Annotated in this window: 21 protein-coding genes and 1 pseudogene; 12 read left to right on the top strand and 10 right to left on the bottom strand. The window is 68.3% G+C overall.

Features of this window, described 5'->3' with window-relative positions:
* Positions 1-128 precede the first annotated feature (128 nt).
* A complete protein-coding gene (locus tag ACIQ6R_RS17180) occupies positions 129-476 on the bottom strand; it encodes a tetratricopeptide repeat protein (RefSeq protein ID WP_404222158.1) in 348 nt (115 codons plus the stop codon).
* Between the two features lie 143 nt (positions 477-619).
* Here ACIQ6R_RS17180 and ACIQ6R_RS17175 point away from each other — a divergent pair, with 143 nt between their 5' ends.
* From ACIQ6R_RS17175 to ACIQ6R_RS17165, 3 genes are all read left to right on the top strand, one after another.
* Positions 620-1585 carry a pirin family protein gene (locus ACIQ6R_RS17175; protein WP_404222156.1) on the top strand — a complete coding sequence of 322 codons (966 nt, stop codon included), beginning with the start codon at positions 620-622 and terminating at the stop codon, positions 1583-1585.
* Positions 1586-2335: 750 nt separating this feature from the next.
* A complete protein-coding gene (locus ACIQ6R_RS17170) occupies positions 2336-3346 on the top strand; it encodes an alcohol dehydrogenase catalytic domain-containing protein (protein WP_404222154.1) in 1011 nt (336 codons plus the stop codon).
* 33 nt (positions 3347-3379) lie between these two features.
* Positions 3380-4279 (top strand): SDR family oxidoreductase, encoded by a 900-nt coding sequence (locus ACIQ6R_RS17165; protein WP_404222152.1) that lies wholly within the window; start codon positions 3380-3382, stop codon positions 4277-4279.
* 142 nt (positions 4280-4421) lie between these two features.
* On the opposite strand, the gene ACIQ6R_RS17160 is transcribed toward ACIQ6R_RS17165, so the two are convergent.
* The 4 genes from ACIQ6R_RS17160 to ACIQ6R_RS17145 all read right to left on the bottom strand — a co-directional run bounded on the left by ACIQ6R_RS17160 (position 4422) and on the right by ACIQ6R_RS17145 (position 8889).
* A complete protein-coding gene (locus ACIQ6R_RS17160; protein ID WP_404222195.1) occupies positions 4422-5636 on the bottom strand; it encodes an MFS transporter in 1215 nt (404 codons plus the stop codon).
* Positions 5637-5900: 264 nt separating this feature from the next.
* Entirely contained in the window at positions 5901-7169 is a 1269-nt protein-coding gene (locus ACIQ6R_RS17155; protein WP_404222149.1) for an amidohydrolase family protein, read from the bottom strand.
* A 125-nt stretch (positions 7170-7294) separates the two neighbouring features.
* Positions 7295-8194 carry an oxaloacetate decarboxylase gene (locus tag ACIQ6R_RS17150; RefSeq protein WP_404222146.1) on the bottom strand — a complete coding sequence of 300 codons (900 nt, stop codon included), beginning with the start codon at positions 8192-8194 and terminating at the stop codon, positions 7295-7297.
* A gap of 50 nt (positions 8195-8244) precedes the next feature.
* On the bottom strand, positions 8245-8889 hold the full coding sequence (locus ACIQ6R_RS17145; protein ID WP_404222144.1) for a GntR family transcriptional regulator: 645 nt from the start codon (positions 8887-8889) through the stop codon (positions 8245-8247).
* A 346-nt stretch (positions 8890-9235) separates the two neighbouring features.
* On the opposite strand from ACIQ6R_RS17145, the gene ACIQ6R_RS17140 reads away from it, so the two are divergent.
* Together ACIQ6R_RS17140 and ACIQ6R_RS17135 are read left to right on the top strand one after the other, a co-directional pair.
* Positions 9236-9649, top strand: coding sequence for a carboxymuconolactone decarboxylase family protein (locus ACIQ6R_RS17140; RefSeq protein WP_404222142.1), 414 nt, complete (start codon positions 9236-9238; stop codon positions 9647-9649).
* A 37-nt stretch (positions 9650-9686) separates the two neighbouring features.
* Positions 9687-10159: pseudogene (locus ACIQ6R_RS17135) on the top strand (transposase); the annotation flags it as partial.
* 7 nt (positions 10160-10166) lie between these two features.
* Here the strand turns inward: ACIQ6R_RS17135 and ACIQ6R_RS17130 are convergent.
* On the bottom strand, positions 10167-10979 hold the full coding sequence (locus tag ACIQ6R_RS17130) for an AraC family transcriptional regulator N-terminal domain-containing protein (RefSeq protein WP_404222193.1): 813 nt from the start codon (positions 10977-10979) through the stop codon (positions 10167-10169).
* Between the two features lie 262 nt (positions 10980-11241).
* Here ACIQ6R_RS17130 and ACIQ6R_RS17125 point away from each other — a divergent pair, with 262 nt between their 5' ends.
* From ACIQ6R_RS17125 to ACIQ6R_RS17110, 4 genes are all read left to right on the top strand, one after another.
* Positions 11242-12324, top strand: coding sequence for an aldo/keto reductase (locus ACIQ6R_RS17125; protein ID WP_404222139.1), 1083 nt, complete (start codon positions 11242-11244; stop codon positions 12322-12324).
* A 48-nt stretch (positions 12325-12372) separates the two neighbouring features.
* Complete coding sequence (locus tag ACIQ6R_RS17120) at positions 12373-13131, top strand: SDR family NAD(P)-dependent oxidoreductase (protein WP_404222136.1); 759 nt, start codon at positions 12373-12375, stop codon at positions 13129-13131.
* 305 nt (positions 13132-13436) lie between these two features.
* The gene (locus ACIQ6R_RS17115; RefSeq protein WP_404222133.1) at positions 13437-15179 is read left to right on the top strand and encodes a SpoIIE family protein phosphatase; all 1743 of its coding nucleotides are present in this window, start codon (positions 13437-13439) and stop codon (positions 15177-15179) included.
* A gap of 391 nt (positions 15180-15570) precedes the next feature.
* Positions 15571-15729 (top strand): hypothetical protein, encoded by a 159-nt coding sequence (locus ACIQ6R_RS17110; protein WP_404222131.1) that lies wholly within the window; start codon positions 15571-15573, stop codon positions 15727-15729.
* 47 nt (positions 15730-15776) lie between these two features.
* Here the strand turns inward: ACIQ6R_RS17110 and ACIQ6R_RS17105 are convergent, their stop codons facing one another.
* Positions 15777-16556 (bottom strand): 2-phosphosulfolactate phosphatase, encoded by a 780-nt coding sequence (locus tag ACIQ6R_RS17105; RefSeq protein WP_404222129.1) that lies wholly within the window; start codon positions 16554-16556, stop codon positions 15777-15779.
* A 137-nt stretch (positions 16557-16693) separates the two neighbouring features.
* On the opposite strand from ACIQ6R_RS17105, the gene ACIQ6R_RS17100 reads away from it, so the two are divergent.
* The 3 genes from ACIQ6R_RS17100 (at position 16694) to ACIQ6R_RS17090 (ending at position 19500) form a co-directional block, all read left to right on the top strand.
* The gene (locus tag ACIQ6R_RS17100; RefSeq protein WP_404222126.1) at positions 16694-17563 is read left to right on the top strand and encodes a GNAT family N-acetyltransferase; all 870 of its coding nucleotides are present in this window, start codon (positions 16694-16696) and stop codon (positions 17561-17563) included.
* Between the two features lie 80 nt (positions 17564-17643).
* Entirely contained in the window at positions 17644-18822 is a 1179-nt protein-coding gene (locus ACIQ6R_RS17095; RefSeq protein ID WP_404222191.1) for a sensor histidine kinase, read from the top strand.
* Positions 18823-19500, top strand: a complete 678-nt coding sequence (locus ACIQ6R_RS17090) for a response regulator (RefSeq protein WP_404222124.1) — start codon at positions 18823-18825, stop codon at positions 19498-19500. It begins immediately after the preceding gene.
* Positions 19501-19529: 29 nt separating this feature from the next.
* On the opposite strand, the gene ACIQ6R_RS17085 is transcribed toward ACIQ6R_RS17090, so the two are convergent.
* The 3 genes from ACIQ6R_RS17085 to ACIQ6R_RS17075 all read right to left on the bottom strand — a co-directional run bounded on the left by ACIQ6R_RS17085 (position 19530) and on the right by ACIQ6R_RS17075 (position 21442).
* A complete protein-coding gene (locus ACIQ6R_RS17085; protein WP_404186838.1) occupies positions 19530-19925 on the bottom strand; it encodes a hypothetical protein in 396 nt (131 codons plus the stop codon).
* 353 nt (positions 19926-20278) lie between these two features.
* A complete protein-coding gene (locus tag ACIQ6R_RS17080) occupies positions 20279-20509 on the bottom strand; it encodes a class I SAM-dependent methyltransferase (protein WP_404222122.1) in 231 nt (76 codons plus the stop codon).
* 267 nt (positions 20510-20776) lie between these two features.
* A complete protein-coding gene (locus ACIQ6R_RS17075) occupies positions 20777-21442 on the bottom strand; it encodes a fascin domain-containing protein (protein ID WP_404222189.1) in 666 nt (221 codons plus the stop codon).
* Between the last annotated feature and the right edge of the window lie 321 nt (positions 21443-21763).

The raw sequence follows: 21763 nt of genomic DNA, 5'->3' as shown, positions 1-21763 counted from the left end.
GGGGGGGGTGCGCCTGGGGCGGTGGGGCGGGCGGGGGGGGCGCGCGGGGGGGGGGGGGGGGGGGGGGGGGGGGGCCGCCCCCCCCCCCCCCCCCCCCGCCGCTCCCTGTGCCGCCGTGCCGCCGCCGCTCAGCGCTCGGCGAAGTCGCCCGACAGCGCGGAGGCGATCCGCAGTTGCGCGTCGGCCTCCTCCTGGCGCCCCTGCCGTTCGAGGGTGCGGCCCAGCATCAGCCGGGCGTACTGCTCGACGGGATCGCGCTCGACGACGATCCGCAGCTCGTCCTCCGCGCGCCGCAGTTGGGCCGAGTGGTAGTAGGCGCGCGCCAGCAGCAACCGCGGGCCGGTCTGCTCGGGCACCTCCCCGACCAGCCCGCTCAGGACGCGTGCCGCGGCGGCGTAGTCCCTGGCGTCGAAGAACATCCGCGCGCGCTCCCAGCGCTCCGTCGGCGTTCCGTGGTCGTAGTACGTCGTGTCCACTCGAAGACCTCCTTCGGTGTTCTCCAACCACGCCACCTGGTTGAACATTCCACCATTGGTGGGGCCGGTGTATCCGACCCGTCACGGTGACGGGTCGGAGTACGGTCTGACGCGGAAGCCTGTCCGGCGCTAGTTTGGGCGGCATGAGCAATCTTGATCGCGAGGCGGTTCCCAGCCTGTGCGGAGGCCGCGGCTTCGTGGTGGCGGAACCCGTGCGGGAGCTCCTCAGCCCTCGCCACGTCAAGCTCGGCGAGTCCACCGAGGTCCGCCGGCTCCTGCCCAACCTGGGCCGGCGCATGGTCGGCGCCTGGTGTTTCGTCGACCACTACGGTCCCGACGACATCGCCGACGAGCCCGGCATGCAGGTGCCGCCGCATCCGCACATGGGCCTGCAGACGGTGAGCTGGCTGCACGAGGGCGAGGTACTGCACCGCGACTCCACCGGCAGCCTGCAGACCATCCGCCCGCGCCAGCTGGGCCTGATGACCTCGGGCCGCGCGATCAGCCACTCCGAGGAGAGCCCGCGCTCGCACGCCCGCTTCCTGCACGGCGCGCAGCTGTGGGTCGCCCTCCCGGACGCCCACCGCCACACCGACCCGCGCTTCGAGTTCCACGCCGACCTGCCCGTCGTCACCGCCCCCGGCCTGACGGCCACCCTGCTCCTGGGCACCCTCGACGGCACCACCTCGCCGGGAACGACGTACACCCCCCTCGTCGGCGCCGACCTGACCCTCACCGGCGGCACGGACGTACGTCTCCCACTGGAACGGGACTTCGAGTACGCCGTCCTGTCCATGACCGGCGAAGCCCACGTCGACGGCGTGCCGCTGGTGCCGGGCTCGATGCTCTACCTCGGCTGCGGCCGCGACGAACTGCCCCTGCGCGCCGACTCGGACGCGGGCCTGATGCTCCTGGGCGGCGAGCCGTTCGAGGAGGAGCTGATCATGTTCTGGAACTGGATCGGGCGCTCCCAGGAGGAGATCGTGCAGGCGCGCAGGGACTGGATGGAAGGGGCACGGTTCGGGGAGGTCAAGGGGTACGACGGGGCTCCGCTGCCCGCGCCGTCGCTGCCGGCGGTGCCGTTGAAGCCGCGGGGGAGGCTGCGCTGACCTGCGGTGATGCGCCGGTTTTGCTGACCGCCGGGGGGCGGGTGGTTGGCAGTCCTCATCGCTCTTCGCTCACCTCCCAAAAGGCTCCTGAGAAGCTCGCTGAATTCAGTCCGCAGTGGTCGGCGATTCCATCGTGTGGCTGTCTGGCCGCCAGCAGAGTGGGGCCCTGGAGAACTGCGAGAACGTGGCCTGACTGGCGTCCGCCTGGTCATCTCCGACAGCCACAGCTCGACTCAGGAGACTAGTGATGCCGCGAGTAGTGGCAAGCGGTCTGCCACGGCGGTAGGACGCGGCAAGAGCCTCCAGGGGCAGCCGACCCGTAGCCAGGACGCCAACGCGTTGAGGGTCTCCCACGCCCGAGCGGCCCGTCCGCTGTCCTGTCCTCCGGAACCAGCGGACAGAGGATCTCCCCCTCCGTATCGCAGGGATCCTTGTAGTAACGGGTACGCGGTAACCACACCCCGGCCCCCGAAAGCGCGTCACCGCTCCGCTGTCAGGAAATTCGTCCACCGACACTCTCTTCAGCCTCCCTCTGCTGTAATCACTGTGGCGCGAGATGCGTTGGACACAGGAACTGTCCCGTAGGGATAATTGACTGACACGCCTGGACACGCTTTCAGAGCGGTCCCTGTAACAGGGCGCGGAAACGATCTCAGATGTGGTTCACATGGTCATTCGGAACCTCAGAAGCTGCGATTGCGGCGTTGCCAGTGATCGCCACCGATTCGTCGCTCGTTCGGGGAGTATCTGATGCGTGCTGCCGTTGCTTCGGAGGTCAATGCACCTCTCACCTTGACCGAGCGTGACACCCCGACGCCCGGTGTCGGAGAGGTTCTGGTCAGGGTCCTCGCCTGTGGGGTCTGCTTTTCCGATCTGAACCTGCTGCGCGGCCATTACCCCTTCGCGCGCTTCCCCGTCATTCCTGGGCATGAGGTCACCGGTGTCGTCACCGCTCTCGGAGAAGGGGTGAGTTGGCCGGAGGTCGGCACCGCAGTGGGGGCGCAGTTCCTGTACGACTCCTGCGGGCACTGCGACTACTGTGTCCGCGGCGACCAGATCCTGTGTCCGTCCAAGACGATCACTGGCGTCGTGGCCGACGGCGGCTATGCCGAGTACGCTCTGTTCAAGGCCGGTTTCGTTACGCCATTGCCGGCGGGACTCGATCCCGTGGCCGCAGCTCCCCTGATGTGCGCCGGTATTACGGCCTTCAACGGCCTGCGGCAGGGCGGCGCCCGCGCCGGCGCCCGAGTCGCGGTCGTGGGGGCCGGTGGCATCGGGTCCCTGGCTGTCCGCTACGCCATGGCCCTGGGGGCCCGGGTGGCTGTGGTCGGCCGGTCCCGTCGCAGTGAGGAGCAGGCGAAGGCCTTGGGTGCCGAGCTCTACGTCGCCACCGACGAGACCGATCCGTCCACCGTCCTGAAAGCATGGGACGGCGGTGCGGACCTGGTCCTGAACGCGGCTCCGTCCACCGCCGCCGCGGTGGCGACCTTGGGTGGCCTGGCTCCCGACGGCACGCTGCTGCTGTGCGGCTACGGCCCCGAGCCCCTGACCCTGCCCACCCAGCCCATGGTTCTCAACCGCCTGCACGTGGCGGCCTCGCCCTCCGGCTCGCCCCACGACCTGCGCGACACCCTCGCCTTCTCCGCCGCGCACGGCATTCTGCCCGACGTCACGCCGATCACCCTGGAGGAGGCTCCGGCCACCCTCGATGCGATGGCCGCCGGCACCGCCCGCGGTCGCAGCGTCATCGCCTTTGCCTGACCACTCGTCGACCTCGCCGCTAGGAGAAGCTTCATGCCCTCCGTCATCCTCGTCACCGGCGCCTCCAGCGGCTTCGGCGCACTGACGTCGCGCGCCCTCGCCGATGCCGGACACATCGTCTACGGCGGCATACGCCAGACCACCACCGGCCGCAACGCCCCAGCGGTCGCTGGCGCGCGCGACTACGCCGACCAGCAGGCGGTACAGCTCCGCACGGTCGAACTCGACGTCTCCGACCAGAGTTCCGTCGACGCGGCGGTCGGGACGATCACTGCGGAAGCGGGACCGCTCGACGTTGTCGTGCACAACGTCGGTCACATGGTTCTGGGCCCTACCGAATCCTTCACCCCGGAGCAGATAGCCGAGGTCTACGACACCAACGTGGTCTCCACCCAACGGGTCAACCGGGCCGTACTCCCGCAGATGCGTGATCGCCGTGACGGCCTGCTCGTGTGGGTGGGCTCCACCAGCACCTACGGTGGCACGCCCCCGTACCTCGCACCCTACTTCGGCGCCAAGGCCGCGATGGACCACATGGCCAAGAGCTACGCCGTCGAGCTAGCCCGATTCGGTATCGAGACTGCCCTCGTCGTCCCAGGCTCGTTCACCTCGGGCACCAATCACTTCGCGCACGCCATGCACCCGCAGGACACCGCGACGGCGAAGGCGTACGACGTCCTCTACGCGGGCCTGATGGACGAGGTCGGCAAGCGGCTGGCCGCCCTGGCGCCCGCCGACGCCGATGTCAACGAGGTCGCCCGCGCCATCGTCGACATCGTGGGCATGCCGAAGGGCAGCCGCCCCTTCCGTACAACCATCGACCCGGCAAACGACGGATCCGAACACGTCAGCGACGTCGCCGACCGGATCCGCAGGGACTTCTACGACCGCATCGACCTGTCCGACTTGTTGACACCTCGGACAGACGGCTGACATCGGGAGTTCGGCGCTGGGAGGCTGCGATACCTGCCGTCGCCTCTGACCGGCAGGAGAGCTCCGCCGAACGCGGCCCTCGCCTGCCGTCGCCGGCCGGAGCGGGCGCTGCTCGTCGTACCGGGACGGACACGCTCCACGGTCAGGGCCGGACCTTCAGCGTCGAGGTGCCCGCCGTCTCCTGAATCGACGAGATCACGCGTTGGGCGGCGTGGCGATCGGCACGCCGCACAGGTGCCAGGACGGTGAATCCGACAACGAGCGTGACGGCGAAGAAGGAGCCGAACACCACCGCACCGGTGAACAGGCCTGGCATCAGTCCGTGTGCGGTGACGACGGCGCCCAGCGCCGGCGCGCCGATGCCCTGGGCGATGTAGCCGACGAGATAGCCGCCGGACACCATGCCCGCCCGGTGGGTCGAGGGGGCGTACCGGTTCATGACGGTCAGTCCTCCGGCGAAGTCGAACGCATAGGCGGCGCCGGCGACGGCCGCGGCCAGGAAGAAGAGCAGCAGTGAATGCACCATGCCGGTGAGGACGAACAGCCACACCGCTGCCATCGACCCAGCGGCCCCGAGGACCACCAGCAGCCGGACGTGGAGGCATCGGGCCACGATGGCGAAAATCGTGATGCAGGCCGCGAAGACCGACAGCAGCGCGCCTGTGATGAGCGCGTTGGTCGAGCCGGCGAGTTGCTGCGCGATCTTCGCTCCGAGTGGCAGGACAATCGCCCCGAGCAGGAAGGACGAGGCCAAGGCGATGGCACCGGCGAAGAAGATGGTGCGGCTGCCCCGGGGCACGGAGATCGCGCGGACCCGCCACCACTCCTTCGTCCCGTCCGGGGTGTGACGCGGCATGACGGTCACGAGGCAGGCAACGGCTGCGATCGCGACCGTCAGTACCAGGAAGTTCAAGTGGAGCGGGAAGGGCGCGTACTCGGTGAGGGCACCACCGACCAGCATCGCCAGGCCGATCCCGAGGGCTGAGGTGGCAGTACTGACGGCACCGGCACGCCTCTCCCGGCCCGGTGCGCTGAACTCGACCATGGCGACGCTGGCGGGGGAGATGGACAGTCCGACACCGACTCCCATGAACACCCGGCCCAGCAGCAGCCAGGCGACGTCACCCGCCAGAGCGAAGAGCATCACGCCGATGAACTGGGCCCCCAGCCCGAGCAGCATGGAACCACGTCTGCCGATGTGATCGGAGAGGTTGCCGAAGAGGAGCAGCACCGGGATCAGCGCGATGGGGTAGGCGGCGAAGATCCACGTGATCGTCGTTGTCGAAACACCCCAGTCGGCTTGGTAGAGGGGGTAGGTCATGGTCGGGCATGCGCTGGTCCACAACGCGAGGGCCACTACCGCACCGGCAGTCCAGAAGCTGCCGCGTGCGCCGAGGGATGGCACTGGGCCTCCAATGAGTGGGGATGGGGGAAAGCTGGATCAGCCGGGCACGTCGCTTCATCAGCGACCGGGGCTGTGCGTCCGGCGGTCGCCGGGACAGCCGACGGCGGGTGGGGACGGTGATGCTCGTACCCGCGCGGGCTGTCACCGCGATTCGGCGGCCGGAGCGGGTTCTCCGCTGCGTGAGTCGATGAGGCACGGCTCACGCGTCAGGCGCCGCTACGCGTGTGCGTCCTTGCGTACGCGGTCGCGGATGGCGCGCCGGTCGATGGGCCGGCCCTGGAGGTAGACGGACTCGATTCTGCGCGTGTGGGGCATGCGTACGAGCGGATTCGCGTCCAGGACGATGAAGTCGGCCCGCTTGCCCGGCTTCAGGACGCCGCGGTCGGTGAGTCCCAAGAGGGCGGCCGAGCGCTGGGTGGCGCTTTGAATGGCGGTGAGAGGCGGCACCCCCGCCGCTGCCAGCGCTTCCAGTTCCCGGTGCTCGGCGAAGCCGGGGAATTGGGTGAGCAGACCGGTGTCCGCCGAGAAGACGACTCGCACGCCGGCGTCGAAGAACGTCCTCAGCGTGCTTTCCATGCGCTGATAGGACTCAGTCGTGTCGAACAGTGGTTGCGGCGCGTTGGCGCGGATACGGGCGCGCAGGTCCGTGATCGCCTCAACGGGAACGAGTTCCGCCAGAGCCGGGTCGTCGAGCCAGGCGTCACCATCCGGGCGCTGGATACTCATCGAGGTGAACACCGCGATGTCATGGGTGATGAGCAGCTCGATGAGTTCCGCGTCGGGCTCAGGGGTCCTGGGCAGGTGCGCCAGGATATCCGCGCCCGCGCGGATCGCCTCCTTGGCGTCGTCCACCGTGTAGATGTGGGCGGCGACCTTCAGGCCGTGGGTGTGGGCTTCGTCGATGATCGCCCGGCAGATGTCCGGTCGGAGTCTGGCCTTCGTGCCATGCCGGTCGTCGAGCCAGAGTTTGACGGCGTCGACGTCCTTCGCCGCGAGGGCGCGCACGTGCCGACGGGCGTCTTCGGGGCTCGTCGCCTCGTGGATCGCGTCGACGGCGAAGAAGGGGCCCCCGTTGCTGGAGCCGGGTGTGGGAGCGACGATGCCGGAGCCGGCGGTGTAGAGGGTGGCCAGGACTTCGTTGTCGAGTTCGCCCCTGCGCTGCATGTCGCGTACGCGGATCTCGGTGTCGTCGCGGTCGGTCCCGAGGGACTGGAACACGCTGACGCCGTAGTAGACGAGGCGGCGGAGGTGGTCGAGGATGTTCCGCTCGGAGAAGTTCGCGGAATTCGCGCCCGCTCCCTTCCAGTAGCCGATGTGCCCGTGCGGGTTGACGATCGCGGGCATGACCGTTCTTCCGGCCAGGGAGACGGTCTGCCGCGTGGGGGCGGGGGTGATGGTTTCCCGAGGCCCGAGCTCCTCGATCAGGCCGTCGCGGACGACCATGCCGGCGTCCTCAATGACCAGGTCGCCCTCGCCCAAGATCACTCGGGCGCCTTCGAAGAGAACCGCCGCGGGGCCCTCTGCTCCTCGGTTGTCGCGTGGCTGTCCCGGCGTCCCCTCTGGAATGGTGCGCACAGACTTTCCTTCTTCTCGTATGGCAACGGGGTGGATCACATCGAGACGGGCGGCGTGGTGTAACGCATGCTGCGCTGTTCGAACTCGTCGTAGCCCATGAGGCTCTCGAAGGCACGTTGGTCGGTGACGAAGTCCTTCAGCGAGCTGATCTCCTTGCCGGCTCGCAACGCACGCAGAACATCGCTCACCCCCTTCGACGCGGCGCCGATCAGCGTGTACCACAGCAGGACGACATCGGCGCCGGCCTGGGAGTACTCCTCGATCGTGTGCGCGGGCACATCCGATCCCGGCACGTCCAGCAGATCACCCGCGACCATGACGGGGGCGGCGATGCGCTCGCGGGACCGGGCAAGGTCACCAGCGGAGAGCGCCGGCGCGAAGACCATGTCAGCCCCGGCAGTGACGTAACTCTCGAGTCTTTCGACGCACTCTCCCGCATCGTCATTCACCCATGCCGCGTCGGAGCGTGCGATGACCAGGAAGTCCGGGTCCGTCCGAGCGTCGACTGCGGCACGGATCTTCTGTGACATCTGCTCCGTGGGAAGCAGTCCAGCTGGTCTGGCCGTGTGCTTGCCGCCGAGGTTGTCCTCGATGTGTACGCCGCACACACCCGCGGACTCGAAGGCCTGGATTGTCCGCCAAAGGTTCGGGGCATCGTAGAAGCCGTTCTCCGCGTCGGCGAGGACGGGTACCGAGGTGGCCTCGACCACCCGGCGGGTCTGCTCGACCATCTCGTTCAAGGTCAAGAGCCCGACGTCCGGCATGCCGAATCCCGATGCGGCAGCGGCGAAGCTGCCGACGTATGTGGCCTCGAATCCGGCCCGCTCGACGAGCTGTGCGCTGAGGGCGTCGTAGGCCCCGGCGAGGACCACGGTCCGGTCGGCCGCGAGAAGGGACTTCAGGGCCTTCCTGCGTGCACTGTGATGGTGGGACATGTCGCTGCTTCCTGGGAGTTCGCCGGATGCTGTGAGTGGTCGTGCCGCTGTCAGATCAAGAAGTCCCGGTACCGGTGCAGTCGCTTGCGCGCGGTCTGCATGTTGTGCCGCTTGAGTTGTTCGGCGCCCTCGGCGTCCCCGCGTGCGAGGGCATCGATCACCGAACGGTGCTCGGTCAGACTTTCCCGCATACGTCCCGGAGTCATGAGGATGCGACGTCGGAGCGCGTGCGACTGGTCGCGGACGCCAGCCAGCATCTCGGTGAGGAAACTCTGATCGGCCAGCCTGATGACGGTGTCGCGGTACCGGTCGATCGCCGCCAGGAACGCGTCGATGTCATCGTCGTCGGCTGCCTCGTCCAAGGGGCCGCCCTCGGCGAACAGCTCCCGCAGCTCGGCCCAGTCGACCGGCCGAGACTTCTGCGCGGCCAGTCGCGCGGCCAGACCCTCAAGAAGCTCCAGAACATCGTAGATCTCCTGCAGGCGGTCGTAGTTCAGTCGTGCCACCACGACGCCCGCGTTGGGGACACGCTCGACGAGCTTGCGAGCTTCCAGGGCCTGCAGGGCGGATCGGACCGCGAATCTGGTCGTCCCCAGCTCTTCGGCCAGTTGTACCTCCGGCAGGCGGTCACCGGGGGCCAGGTCCCCGCGCAGTACGCGGTCACGCAGCTCGACTTCTACGTCCTGACGTTTCATGACGGATGCGCCTCTTCTTGGGCAAAGGGTTACTTTTCCGATGCTGTCGACGCTAGACGCGGCCCGGGGCTATTGTCAACCGTCATGGCGACAATCTACGTCAGGATTGGCGCCAATATGGCCTCGATCTGTCGCCAACCGATGCGCGTCCCGTCGGTCGGGATCAAGGTGTCCTCGGAACCGAGACCGGGGAGGCGATCACTGCGTCGTGATGGCCAACAGGATTGAGTGGAACTCGTGGGCTGCTCTGTGTGACCTGCGGGTATGCCGATTCGTCGCAGCCGGGTGCGACGCTCCGCGGCTCGCGGTGCGCCGTCATCTCGCCGCCCCGATGCACAATCGCGGCATGCCCGAACACACTGCCCGATACGCCCAAGCCCTGGACAACGCCGAGCGGATCCTCGGCTTCAGCCTGGCGCCGTTCGTCGAACCCCGGCCCTCCGAGCCGACCAACGCCTACGACTTCACCCGGATCGCGACCGAACACGCTTTCAATGACGCCTGGCCCCGTACCGATCATCTCGACCTACGCACCCGTGCACTGATCTCCGTCACCATCACGGCGAGCCTGGGCGTCGTGGAGCCGCTCCGCGGCCAGCTGCGAATCGCCCTGCACAACGGCGTGACCAAGGAGGAGATCGTCGAAGCCTTTATCCAGATGGCCGTCTACGCAGGTGTCGCCCGTGCGTTCGACAGCTACAGCGTGGCGCGTGAGGTCTTCGCCGAGTACGACGCCGCACAGCCCACCACCCACGACTAGAGCGTGTCTCTCTGGTGTGCCGGTCAGTTGATCGGACATGTCCGTCCGGCTGGTGATCACTGATGCGATGTGGGACCGGATCGAGCCGCTGATGCCGGCCGATCCGGTCCGCGGTCGGCGATGACCCGACCACGGTCGTACCCTTGAGGCCATCGCGTGGAAGTACCGCACCTGTTCGCCCTGGCGGGATCCGCCGGAGGAACTCGGATCCTGCCGGACAGCGCACAAGCGTCTCATCGGGTGGGCCGTCGACGGCACCTGGTCACGCATTCTTGCCGCTGTCCTGGCCACCGCTAATGCGGATGAAGACGTGGAGGGGACGGTCTCGGTGGTTCCACTGTCCGCCGGGCTCACCAGCGCGCGGCCGGGGCCAAGCCGCCGCCGACAAGGGGAGCGAGCACCCGGACGCCACTCTCCGGTAGCCGGGGTCGGCTCGTTATTCAACGCGTACCAGTTCACCGTGAGGACGCCCGGAGCGGACCGGGCCGCCCACTGGTCCTGATGTTGACGGGGGTCTCTATTCCTGCACGATCGCCGCAGTCTGGAGTCGTGCTGCGTCCTGACTTGGCGGAGCCCCGAACATGCGCCGGTATTCACGGCTGAACTGCGAGGGGCTCTCGTACCCGACCGCGTACCCGATCGCAGCCACGTCGTGCGGCGCTGCGATCAGCTGGATGCGGGCTTTCTGGAGTCGGAGCTGTTTCTGGTACTGCAGCGGACTCATCGCGGTCACCGCGCGGAAATGCCGGTTGAGCGAGGAAACGCTCATGTTGACTTCGTCGGCGAGGTCTTCGATGCGAATCACCCGGTCGTAGTGGGCCTTGATCCACGAGATCGCCCGGGCGACGAGAGCCATGTGGCTGTCGGCTAGGCCAATCTGTCTGACCAGCGCTGCCTGGGGTCCGTTGAGCAGTCGCCAGTGGATCTCGCGTCGGACGGCGGGCGCCAATACGGGGATGTCACGTGGATCGTCGAGCATGCGCAGCAGCCTGACGAGAGCGTCCAGCAACTTCTCGTCGGCGTCGCTGGTCGCGATGCCCGGGCCGACGTGAGAGGCGACCGCGGTAGGGGTGGCCTCCAGCAGCAACTGGGCGATGATCGCCGGTTCCAACGGCACCCCGAACGCGAGAAACGGCTCGGCGGGCGTGGCACGGGTGATCTGGGAGGTCAAGGGTAGGTCGACAGTCGCGACGAGATACTGGCCCGAGTGGTAGTCGAAGATCTGGTCGTTGAGAACTGAACGCTTAGCCCCCTGGGCTGTCAGTGCGATAATGGGCGTATTGACTGTACCCAGCGGTTCGGTCACATGATCGGTCGAGAATACTGCCATCTGCTCGACCCACAGCGGCCGGGTGCTGCCTGCGGCCAGTCGCCCGATCCGGCGGCGGATTTCCTCCAGGTGGTTCACCACTCCAGAAGACCATACGAGTGTGCCTGAGAGCCAACACCATAGGGCCAAGGTTGAGCGTATCGTGCAACAGCCCGCGCGCATCGGTCTAGGAGGTTGCGTCAAGACGCGGTCGAATTGACGGAGTGCAGGGGAGGCGGCGCCAGATTCCTCCCCTCGCCTCATTCAGTCAAGGAGCTTCATCATGCCGCTCGATTCCTATGTCACGCTTGGCCGCTCGGGGCTGCGCATCAGCCCCTTCACCCTGGGCACGATGACGTTCGGGGAAGATCACGGATGGGGCAGCAGCCCGGATGAATCCACGAACATACTGGCCGCCTATTTGGACCGGGGCGGCAACTCGATCGACACCGCAAACATCTACACCAACGGTCACTCCGAGAAAATCATCGGGGACTACCTCGTCGGTCGGCCGGCGCTGAGGGACCAAGTCGTACTAGGTACGAAATTCTTCGGAAATCTGTATGAGGGTGACCCCAATGGAGGCGGGCCGGGCCGGAAGGCGGTCGTGCGGCAACTCGAGAACTCCCTGCGGCGCCTGCGGACCGACTACGTCGACATCTACTGGCTGCACAATTTCGATCCGTCCACGCCGGTTGAGGAGACTCTCCGCGCGTTGGACGACATGGTCAGCGACGGCAAGGTCCGTTATATCGGGTTTTCTGATGTGCCGGCGTGGGCGACGGCCGAGGCAGCCACCATCGCGCGCTTCCGCGGGTGGGCCCCCATCATCGCGCTGCAGTTGGAGTACTCGCTGCTGGAACGCACCTCGGAGGGGGAGCTGATCCCCATGGCTCAGGCACTGGGGATGGGAGTGATGCCTTGGGGGCCGTTGAAGAGCGGGTTCCTGTCCGGCAAGTATTCCAGCGCCACCACTGGAGCGGTCGACACTATGCGTACGCAGTTGGTCGGAGTCCCGCAGGAGGCCGACTACGTGGTGATCGACGCGCTCAACGACGTCGCCAGTCAGGTGGGCGCGAGTCCCGCAGCGGTGGCCCTGGCATGGGTGCAGGGACGCCCTGGAGTTACCTCGACCCTGGTCGGCGCGCGGCGCTTGGACCAGCTCGAAGCCAATCTGAGTGCCCTGGACGTAGTCCTCACCGAGGCCCAGCGGGGTGTGCTGAATGACGTGTCGACCCCCGCGCTGAACTTCCCGGCCGAGAACAACAGGACGTTGGCTCCGATGATTCAGTTCGGCGGAGCCACCGTGGACGGCCGCACCACGTCGGTGTCCCCGCTCCTGCGGACCAGCAGTACTCGTTACTGACCACCAGATCCGTATCACCACACCGAGTATCAATCGCAAGGGACAGCTATGTCACAGCAGTTCGCGGGCAAAACGGCCTTGGTCACCGGAGGTGGATCCGGTATCGGGAGGGCGACGACTTTGGCGCTGGCCGCTGAGGGTGCGATGGTCACCATCTCGGGTCGTACGGAGGAGACCCTGAAGGAGACGGTGCGGCTGGTCGAAGCCGCCGGTGGCTCCGCCCGCTACATTGTCGCTGATGTATCCGATGAGCCCATGGTGGAAGCCACGGTCCGAGCGGCCATCGGGGACTCGGGACGCTTGGACTTCGCTGTGAACAACGCCGGCTACGACGGCGAGTTCCAGCTCACCACTGACTACTCGACAGAGATGCTGGATCGAATGATCGCCGTCAACATCCGCGGTGTGTTCCTGTCGATGAAGTACGAGCTGAGGCAGATGGTGGCGCAGGGCTTCGGTTCGGTGGTGAACATGTCGTCCGGCGCGGGGCTGGTGGGTGTCTCCGGGTTCTCCGGATACACCGCCACCAAAGCTGCTGAGATCGGCATGACCAAGAGTTCTGCGCTCGAGGTCGCACCGTACGGTATTCGGGTGAACGCGCTGTGTCCCGGCCTGGTAGACACACCGATGATCGCGACCATGGATCCGAACGAGGAACCCATGAAGTCGATCATCGCTGCCCACCCCATGGGTCGGATCGCCAGTGCGCGTGAGATCGCTGACGCCGTGGTCTGGTTCTGTTCGGAGAAGGCGGGCTTCATCACGGGAGTGGCGCTGCCGATCGACGGCGGATACTCGGTGCCGTAACGGGCGGTGCCGCGGTCGGTGCAGCATCCCTGGATACGGGAGCCGATGCGGCACCCATGAATCACGCCCCCCCCGCCCGATCGGCCAGCCATGCCGACGCTGTGCCGCAGCCGGGGGCCGCGGTACAGCGGTCAGGCGTCTCCTTGATCATCGGATCCGCCGTCTACTGGACCGTCCCCGCTTCAGCCGTGAGGAGACATGTTCGGCGGGGAAGTAACGCTGTAGATCAGCTGTTGTCCCTGATGACCGGCTCTAAGGACGAGATGTCGGCCTTGGTCATGAGCAACGCACGAAGGTCGGAACCCATGGGATCAATGGACCCCACTCTCGGCTCGGACAACGTGGGCTATGTGGTCGAGAACGCAGGAGAGGGAGCCAGCGCAGCACTCAGGGCGCTGCTGGCGCGTTCAGGACTCGGACTTGCGATATGGGACACGGATCTGCGCTGTGTCTGGGCCAACGGCGCACTCGAACGCTATGACGGAGTTGTCCGGAGCCAGCGGTTGGGGCGTCGGCCGCGGGAGGCGCTGGCAGGCGACGCCGTCGAGCTGGAAGCGGACATAAGAAGGGTGCTGGCCACGGGTGCCTGCGTCACCGGCCGCGAGTACCGTGTCTCCGCTGCTGTGAGAGGACAGCGTGACCGCACGTTGTCCGCCGCTTTCCTGCGTTTGGACGCCGCCGACGGCCGCCCGCTGGGCGTGTGCATGTTGGTACTGGTCGTCCATGACAGCCGATGGGCGGGGGACCGCCTAGCCGTGGTCGGCGAAGCCGGAGCCCGTATCGGCACAACGCTGGACGTCATGTCTACGGCGCAGGAGCTGGCCGACTTCACCGTTCCCTTCTTTGCCGACTACGTGACCGTCGATCTGACGGAGGCAGTGCGGCTTGGTGAGGAGCCGCTGGACCGGCTGGGGCCCTCTCGTGGGCGCATCCCCACGTTTCGGCGCGCGGGCAGGGCATCGGTCAACGCCGAGGTCCCGGAGTCCCTGTGGGCGAACGGCGAAGTCGTTTACGTCCCTGAGACCTCGCCGTTCATGCAGGTTTTGTCGACGGGACGCCCCCTGCTGCAGCCGCGGATCGACGCCGCTCACGACACCTGGCTGAGCAAGGACCCCGCCAGGGCCGAGAAGATTCGCGAGTTCGGCATGCACTCCCTGCTGATCCTCCCGGTCCACGCCCGCGGCGTACTTCTCGGCGTGGCGGTCTTCGTACGGACGGAGAACCCGACGCCCTTCGACGAGAGCGACCAACTGTTGGCCGAGGAAGTAGTGGCGCGGGCTGCGCTGAGTCTGGACAACGCCCGCCGGTATACCCGCGAGCGCACCGCCGCCCTCGCCCTCCAGCGCAGCTTGTTACCGCGCCACGTGAACGGTGGTGAAGCCATGGAGGTGGCGGCTCGCTACCTCCCTGCCGACGCTGAGTTCAGCGTCGGTGGGGATTGGTTCGATGTCTTCGGCCTACCCGGCGGACGCCTGGCCCTTGTCATTGGAGACGTGGTGGGGCACGGCATCAACGCTGCGGCCACCATGGGGCGGCTGCGCACAGCCATACGGACTCTCGCCGATCTGGACCTGCCCCCTGCGGAGCTGCTGACCAGGCTGGATCAAACGTTCATCCGGTTGATCGAAGACGAGGAGGAGACCAGTACGCCAGCCCCGTCCATGGGAGCGACCTGCATCTATGCGGTCTACCAACCGGCCACCAGGACGTGCACGGTGGCACTGGCAGGACACCCACCGCCCGCCCTCGTCCACCCCGGTGGTGGCGTCGTCTTTCCTGATCTACCGCAGGGCACCCCACTCGGCCTGGGGATGCTGCCGTACGAGTCCGCGGAGCTCAAGCTGCCCGCGGGCAGCCTGATCGCCTTCTACACGGACGGACTTGTTGAAGATCGTCACCAGGACATCGATGTCGGATTGGAGCGAGTGCGCGGCGCTCTGGGCCGGACCACCTCGTCGCTGGAGGAACTCTGCGCGGCGGTGATCGGCACGTTGCCCACCACGACTCCGGTCGATGACGTAACCCTGCTATTGGCCCGTGGCCTCTGACCTTGTCGTTCAACCCCGTCAGGGGGTGACGTAGTCGCCCCGGCCGAAAGTGGCGACGTCGGCCCGTCGGACTGCTCTCCTGCGGCGTCTGCGCTGATGTGGATGACGGTGAGCGCGAGGATGAACCAGGTGGTGAAACCGCCTGCGACGATCAAAGTCCAGCGAGCGTCGGAGAAGCTGGCGACAACGATCGGAGCGATGATCGTCGCGGCCAGTCCGATGTGGCCGCCGCCGGGACGACTGAACACCTCGCCGGTGGCGAGGGCTCTGCCCACGTCGGGTCGGGTGGCCGGGGCGCGGACATCTTTGCCCCCTATGCCCGCTGCCTGCCCTCGCGGATCCCGCCGTGTTTCCCTGAGGCGGTCACCCGCGGTGGTGGTCCGCTGAGGGTGTGGGAGCCGTACTGGCGGCCCGCCGCTCCTTCGGGCGCAGGGTGCCGGACACGCTGGAGTTGACCGAGCGGACGGTGCGCACCGGCTGGTGCGGAGCCCTCGCCGCCGAGCTTCCGCTCCCGGAACCCCTGGGCGCCGTCCTGCTGGTGCACCCCTAACCGAGCCGGCCCTCCTACGGTCTGGTGGCCGACTTCTCGCTTCCCGATCACCCGCCAGGCCGGTGCGGCGGAACGGGAGAGCCGTAGCGTTTCGGCCGGCTACCGGCCGAAGACGGCTGATTTCCCGACTCCGCGCTACCGGACGGGGCGTCGGACGCCGCAACGGGACGGAGCACCGTCAGAGACTGTTCCCGGCGAGCCGTCATCGCGAAGGGAAACCTGTCGACCTCCAAGCAGAGATCGACATCGTCCGGGTGGTACCCGCTCCGCAGTCCACCGGCAAGATCGGCCGCGGCACGAGAGGCCCTCGCGCGGTGCAGATACGGGGCCACGTCGACGTCGTCCCCGGCCATGGAGTGGCCGATGTATTCGGCGCAGGCGAGGTCCTCGTCGGCCTGGCCCCCCTCACCGGTGACAACGAACGTCACCGGGCCGACATCCCTGGCCCGCAGGAACCGCGCGGTCGGGCCGGCCACCACGAAACTCGCGCACAGGACCAGCGGCGCGTCCGCGACGGCCAGCGCGCCCACGGTTCCCGCCGTCGTCTTCTGCACCAGCGTGCGGCCGGTGAAATCGCATGACCTGAGCAAGCCGGGTGAGTTCACCGCGTCGAAGCCCGCTGCCGGAGCTCCGTCCTTCAGAGCCAGCCAACCAGGGTGGCTCTCCTTCAGAGCGAGTGCCTCCCCTTCCGTTGAGGCCAGGACGAGCTTCTCGACGCCACGTGAGAAGGCCCAGGCAGCCACGGTGAAGGCGCGCATGACGTCGATGACGACAGCGACACGGGGAACGCCGGTCAACTCCGGGATGCCGACGAAGTGATGGTCCATCGCACCATTCTGACGCCCTTGGATCATCCGAAGGGCACGATCGATCCGGATCCTTGGGGGGCCGCCCGCTTCCACGGCGCGCGGGGCCGGTTTCCCACACCGCTCCCCGGAAGCGAGCGTCCGCGGGATCATGAGGCATGCGTCCGGATGCCTGGCACCTCACCGAAGACCTCGACGACTTTCTCGCCCGGGCCGGAGACTTCCTCCGCTCGCGTCCCGTCCTGCACAACACACCGCTCACCGTGATGGAGAAATGGCGGACCCGCCCGGGCGCGTTCGACCCCGGTACCGTCCTCTTCGGCCGGCTGGAGTCGGAAGGCGAGACCCAGGCGATCTTCTTCCGCCCGCGTACCCGCCGGCTGACCCTCACCCCGCTCACCCCCGAACGGGCCGACGCCCTCGCCGCCCGTCTGCACGGCCTCGGCCACACTCTCTCCGGCGTCACCGCGGACCACGACACCGCCACCGCGTTCGCCGAGGCCTGGCAGCGGCACACCGGCGCGGCGCCGACGCTCCGCGTCCGCATGCACCTGTACCGGCTCGGTACGCTCACGCCGCCGGATCCGCACCCGGAGGGCCGCGGCCGGATGCTGGGCGAGCAGGACCACGAGGACCTCATGCGCTGGTGCCGTGAACTCGCCGCGGACCTCGGGGAGAACGTCACCATCGACGCCGACTCCTGGGCCGGCACGCGCTTCGCGGAGAAGAGCTACACCTTCTGGGAGACCCCGGACGGCACCCCCGTCTCCCTGGCGGGCGTGAACCCGTTGGTCGCCGGGATGGTCCGGGTGGACCCCGTGTACACCCCGGCCCACCTGCGCGGGCGCGGCTACGCGGCCGCCGTGACGGCCGAGGTGAGCCGGGCCGCGCTCACCTCGGGCGCCACGGAGGTCGTGCTGTACACGAACGCGGCCAACTCCACCAGTAACGCCTTGTACCAGCGCCTCGGGTACCGCCGCGTCACCGACTGGGCCCCGTACGACTTCGCGTACGCCGGGAGGCGGTGATTCGACTCTGGTCCAGGGCGCGCATCCGCCCTGGGTCTGACTCACCGGCCGCACCGTCTCGCGATAATGACCAGGTGAACATGGACGTCGCGCCACGGCTCGGGTGGTGGCAGCAGACCTGGCGGATGGCGGCGGCCGCGGCGGCGGGCGTACCGGCCTGGCTCTCCACCGGTGTGCTGCTGGCGCGGGAACAGGCGGCCGGACCGGGCTCCTGGTTCTTCGTCGGTGATCCGCTGGTGGCACTCGGCTGCCTGACGGCGCTCTGGTGGCGGCGGAGGTTCCCGCTCGCGGTCGCCCTGACGGTCGCGATCGCCTCGACCGTGTCGGCACTCGCCACCGGCGCCGCGCTCATGGCGCTGGGATCGATCTCCGCCCGTCGTCGCCCGGTGGAGATCGGGGTCGTCGTGCCGGCCTACGTGGCCGCCTCACAACTCGCCGTCGGGTTCTACCCGGTCCAGTCCCCGCCCGGCTCGTGGTGGCTCCGACTCGCGTTCCCCGCGCTGACCGCGGGCATCGCGGTGGCTGTGGGCATGGCCGTCGGCGCGCGGCGGGTGGAAGTGCGGTCCTTGCGGGACCGTGCGGAGAGCGCCGAACGGGAACAGGCCGCACGGGCGGCGCAGGCACGGGCCCTGGAACGCAACCGGATCGCCCGCGAGATGCACGACGTGCTCGCGCACCGGATCTCCCTGGTCGCCATGCAGGCCGGAGTGCTGGACCACCGCGGCGACCTCGGAGCCGAGGAAAGCCGCGTGCTGGTCCGCGGCATCGCGGAGGGCTCGCACCAAGCCCTGGAGGAACTACGGGATGTCCTGGGCGTGCTCCGCGCCGAACAGGGACGCCCGGAAGCGCCACAACCCTCCCTCGACGCGATCCCCGGCCTGGTGGCCGACGCCCGCACATCCGGACTGCACGTGACGCTCAGCACCACCGTGACGGGGACACCGTCCGACGCCGTCGGACGAACCTCCTACCGGGTCGTCCAGGAGGGACTGACCAACGCCGCCAAACACGCTCCAGGCGCACACGTACACATCACCCTCGAAGGGGCAGCGGGCGGAGGACTAGACGTCAGCGTCCGCAATTCCGCGGCCACCGCCAGGTCCGCAAGTCCACCGGCATCAGGATTCGGCCTGCTCGGCCTCACCGAACGGGTCGACCTCGCCGGCGGCGAACTCAACCATCACCCCACAGCCGACAACGGGTACCTCCTCAGCGCACAACTGCCCTGGCCGAACCCCACCCACGAAAAGAGAACTTGAGTGGACAGCGAGCCGGAGCCGGTGCGTGTCGTCGTCGTCGACGACGAGCAACTGGTGCGCATGGCCCTGCGGCTCGTGATCGACGGCGAACCGGACCTGACCGTCGTCGCGGAGGCGGCCGACGGGGACGCCGCGATCGCCGTGGTGGACGAGCAGCGGCCGGACGTCGTGCTGATGGACGTCCGGATGCCCGGCCGCGACGGTCTCAGTGCGACCCGGGAACTCGTCACCAGGCCGACGCCGCCCCGGGTGCTCATGCTCACCACGTTCGACTCCGACGACCTGGTGCTCGGGGCACTGCGCGCCGGGGCGCTCGGGTTCGTCCTCAAGGACACTCCACCGCAGCAGATCCTCGACGCGGTGCGGACCGTCGCGGACGGCAACCCCGTGCTGTCCACGGCGGCCACGGCACGAGTGATCGCCGCGGCCACCGGCCCGCAGTCCTCGCACGCCCGCGACTCGTCCCGCGCGGCCGCAGGGAGACAGCTGGCCACACTGACCGAACGGGAACTCGAAACCGCTCGGGCCATCGCGGACGGACTGGGCAACCCGGAGATCGCCCAGAGGCTGCGCATCAGCGTCGCGACCGTCAAGGCGCACACAGGCAACCTGTTCGCCAAGCTGGCGGTCGAGAACCGCGTACAGATCGCCCTCCTGGTCCGCGACGCGGAGGAATGACCGACCCGGCGCGCAGGGGGCGCGCCCGGTCAGTGGCCGTGGGGCCGGAGCCACTGCGGCCGGTGGGTGGTCGGGCGGCGGTGCCCTGCCGTCTCGCCCGCCGTGCCGCTGCCGCCGTCGCCTTCCAGGCGGTCGGCCAGTTCGTCGCGCTCCGCGGTGGCCCGCATGGCGGTGTCACGGTCCCTTCGGCGCTTCTTGCCGCGGTGGCGCGCGAGCGCCGTTCCGGCCAGCAGCATCCACATCCCCAGGCCGAAGATCAGGGTCAGCGCGATACCGCCGAGGAACGCCCCGAGCGTGCTGATCGTGAATGGCTCGCTCCCGAGCAGGGACACCGTGTAATCCGGACCGCCGGACAGATTGTCCGCGATCAGCAGCCCCGCGAAGGCGGCGGCACCCGCCATGAGCAGGAGACCCAGCACCAGCATGGTTCTCACCTCGTCGCACGTGGGTGTACCCCAAACGGGTTGCCAGGGGGGAGGAGACAAAACGTACACATGTGAGGCGGCCACCCTCCGCCACCGGTGATCTCGGCGCAGACACCCGGCCTCCACGAGCGGGAGCGTCGCGGAGCGGTCGCCGTCCGAGGCGGTGAGGAGGCGCGCCACCTCGGCCTCGAAGCCGTGCTCCGCCAGGAGCGTCTCCCAGAGCCGTGGGTGAGCGCCCACCAGCCCCTCCCGCAGAGCGGGCACCAGGGGCCCCTGTGGTCCGGACCTGATCAGGTCCGGGCGCCCGGGGGGGCGTCACGGGAGTCCCTCCGGTGCTGGTCGTACGGACGGGGTCAGGGGCGCGGCCGGTAGCAGTGGAAGGGCGGGTCGAGCTCGTGGACATCGACCTTCGACCAGTCGACGCCGACCGCTCGGTAGCCGAGTTCGGCGAGGTGCGCGGTGAGTGCGCCCTCGCCGCAGCCGATGTCCAGCGCGGGATGGCCGCGACCGGCACCCAGGTGCCGGCCCGGTGCCTCGGGATCGGCCCTGTCGAGAGCCCGGCAGCGCCTGCCCCGCTGCCACACCGGCTCCCAGCACGAGGCGGCGCCCCGGGCCCGAGACGGCGCTGGGGTCGGGCTCAGGCCGAACGGGCCGTGTCGGCGTCGCCGCGCACCGGCACCGGCTCCTTCGCTCTGGGCGGTTCACGGACGGTTCGAAGTGCTGAAGGGGTGAACAGGCAGACCGGGAACATGTTCAGTGTCGCGCCGGTCGTGGCGGTTCACAAGGTAGCGAGGCGCGAACCACCGGCGCCCAAGTTCCTTACGGGCACCGATGGTTCGGCTGGACGGGCGTCAGGCGCCGAGGTCGTACAGGACGAACTCCTCCCAGGAGCCGGTGATGTCGGTGGAGCGGGCGCGCAGTGCGTACTGGAGCGATCCGGTGTAGCTGTTCTCCATGGTGACGAACAGCCCGTTCAGCGTGGACTGGAGAGCCCAGCGGCCCAGGCTCTCGTTGTAGTACACGAAGAACCGCTCCCAGCCGCCCACGCTCGTGGAGCGGGCACGCAGCACGTTCTGCGCGCTGCCGGTGAAGTTCTTCTCCACCGCCACGTAGCGGTTGTTCGCCAGGGACTTCAGGGCGTACGTCTCGGTGGCCTCGTCCCACTCGAAGGCGAAGCTCTCCCAGGAACCGCCGATCTCGGCCGAACGAGCTCGCAGGGCACCGGTGTTCGGGGCGGCGTAGTTCACCTCGGTGGCCACGAACCGGCTGTTGCGCGCCGACTGCATGGCCAGCAGCTCCGGCTCCGCGTCCGCGGCGAGGGTGCCGTCCCCGGCGGCGAGCGGGGCCTTCCGGGCACCCGCTTCCTCGGTGATCCGCGCCAGATCGCTCGCGTCCACCGCCTCCCATCCGGCGGGCACGGCGGCCGGCCGGTCGGCCTCCGGGGCGGCCACGGCCGCGGGAGTGGCCAGGGCGGAGGTCGCCAGCAGGGCGCTCAGGGACAGCAGTGCGGAGGTCATGCGTCTCACGGATATTCCTCAGCTTTCGTCGAACGAATTCCGAGGGTGGCGGGACAATGGGCCCGCGACGGATTCCGGTCGACCTCGCGAAATACTCGAGACGGGAACAGCATCTGCCGTTCCCTCGATTTTCTCCGCACCCCCGAAAACTGCGGTCGGTGCCCCTCCCCGGGCACGTCGGCAGCCGCTGCGCCAACTCGGCGAAGCGGTTTCAGCATAGTGAGGTGACGTGTGTTTCTGCAGTTGTCCGGCGCTCATTCGCCGAAATCCGAACGGAATCACACTGCATTACGGATTCCGTGGTTTCCCGTTAATGCCGGT

The sequence above is a fragment of the Streptomyces sp. NPDC096048 genome (assembly GCF_044763415.1).
Classification (GTDB): domain Bacteria; phylum Actinomycetota; class Actinomycetes; order Streptomycetales; family Streptomycetaceae; genus Streptomyces.
This window is presented reverse-complemented; position numbering and strand designations above follow the sequence as displayed.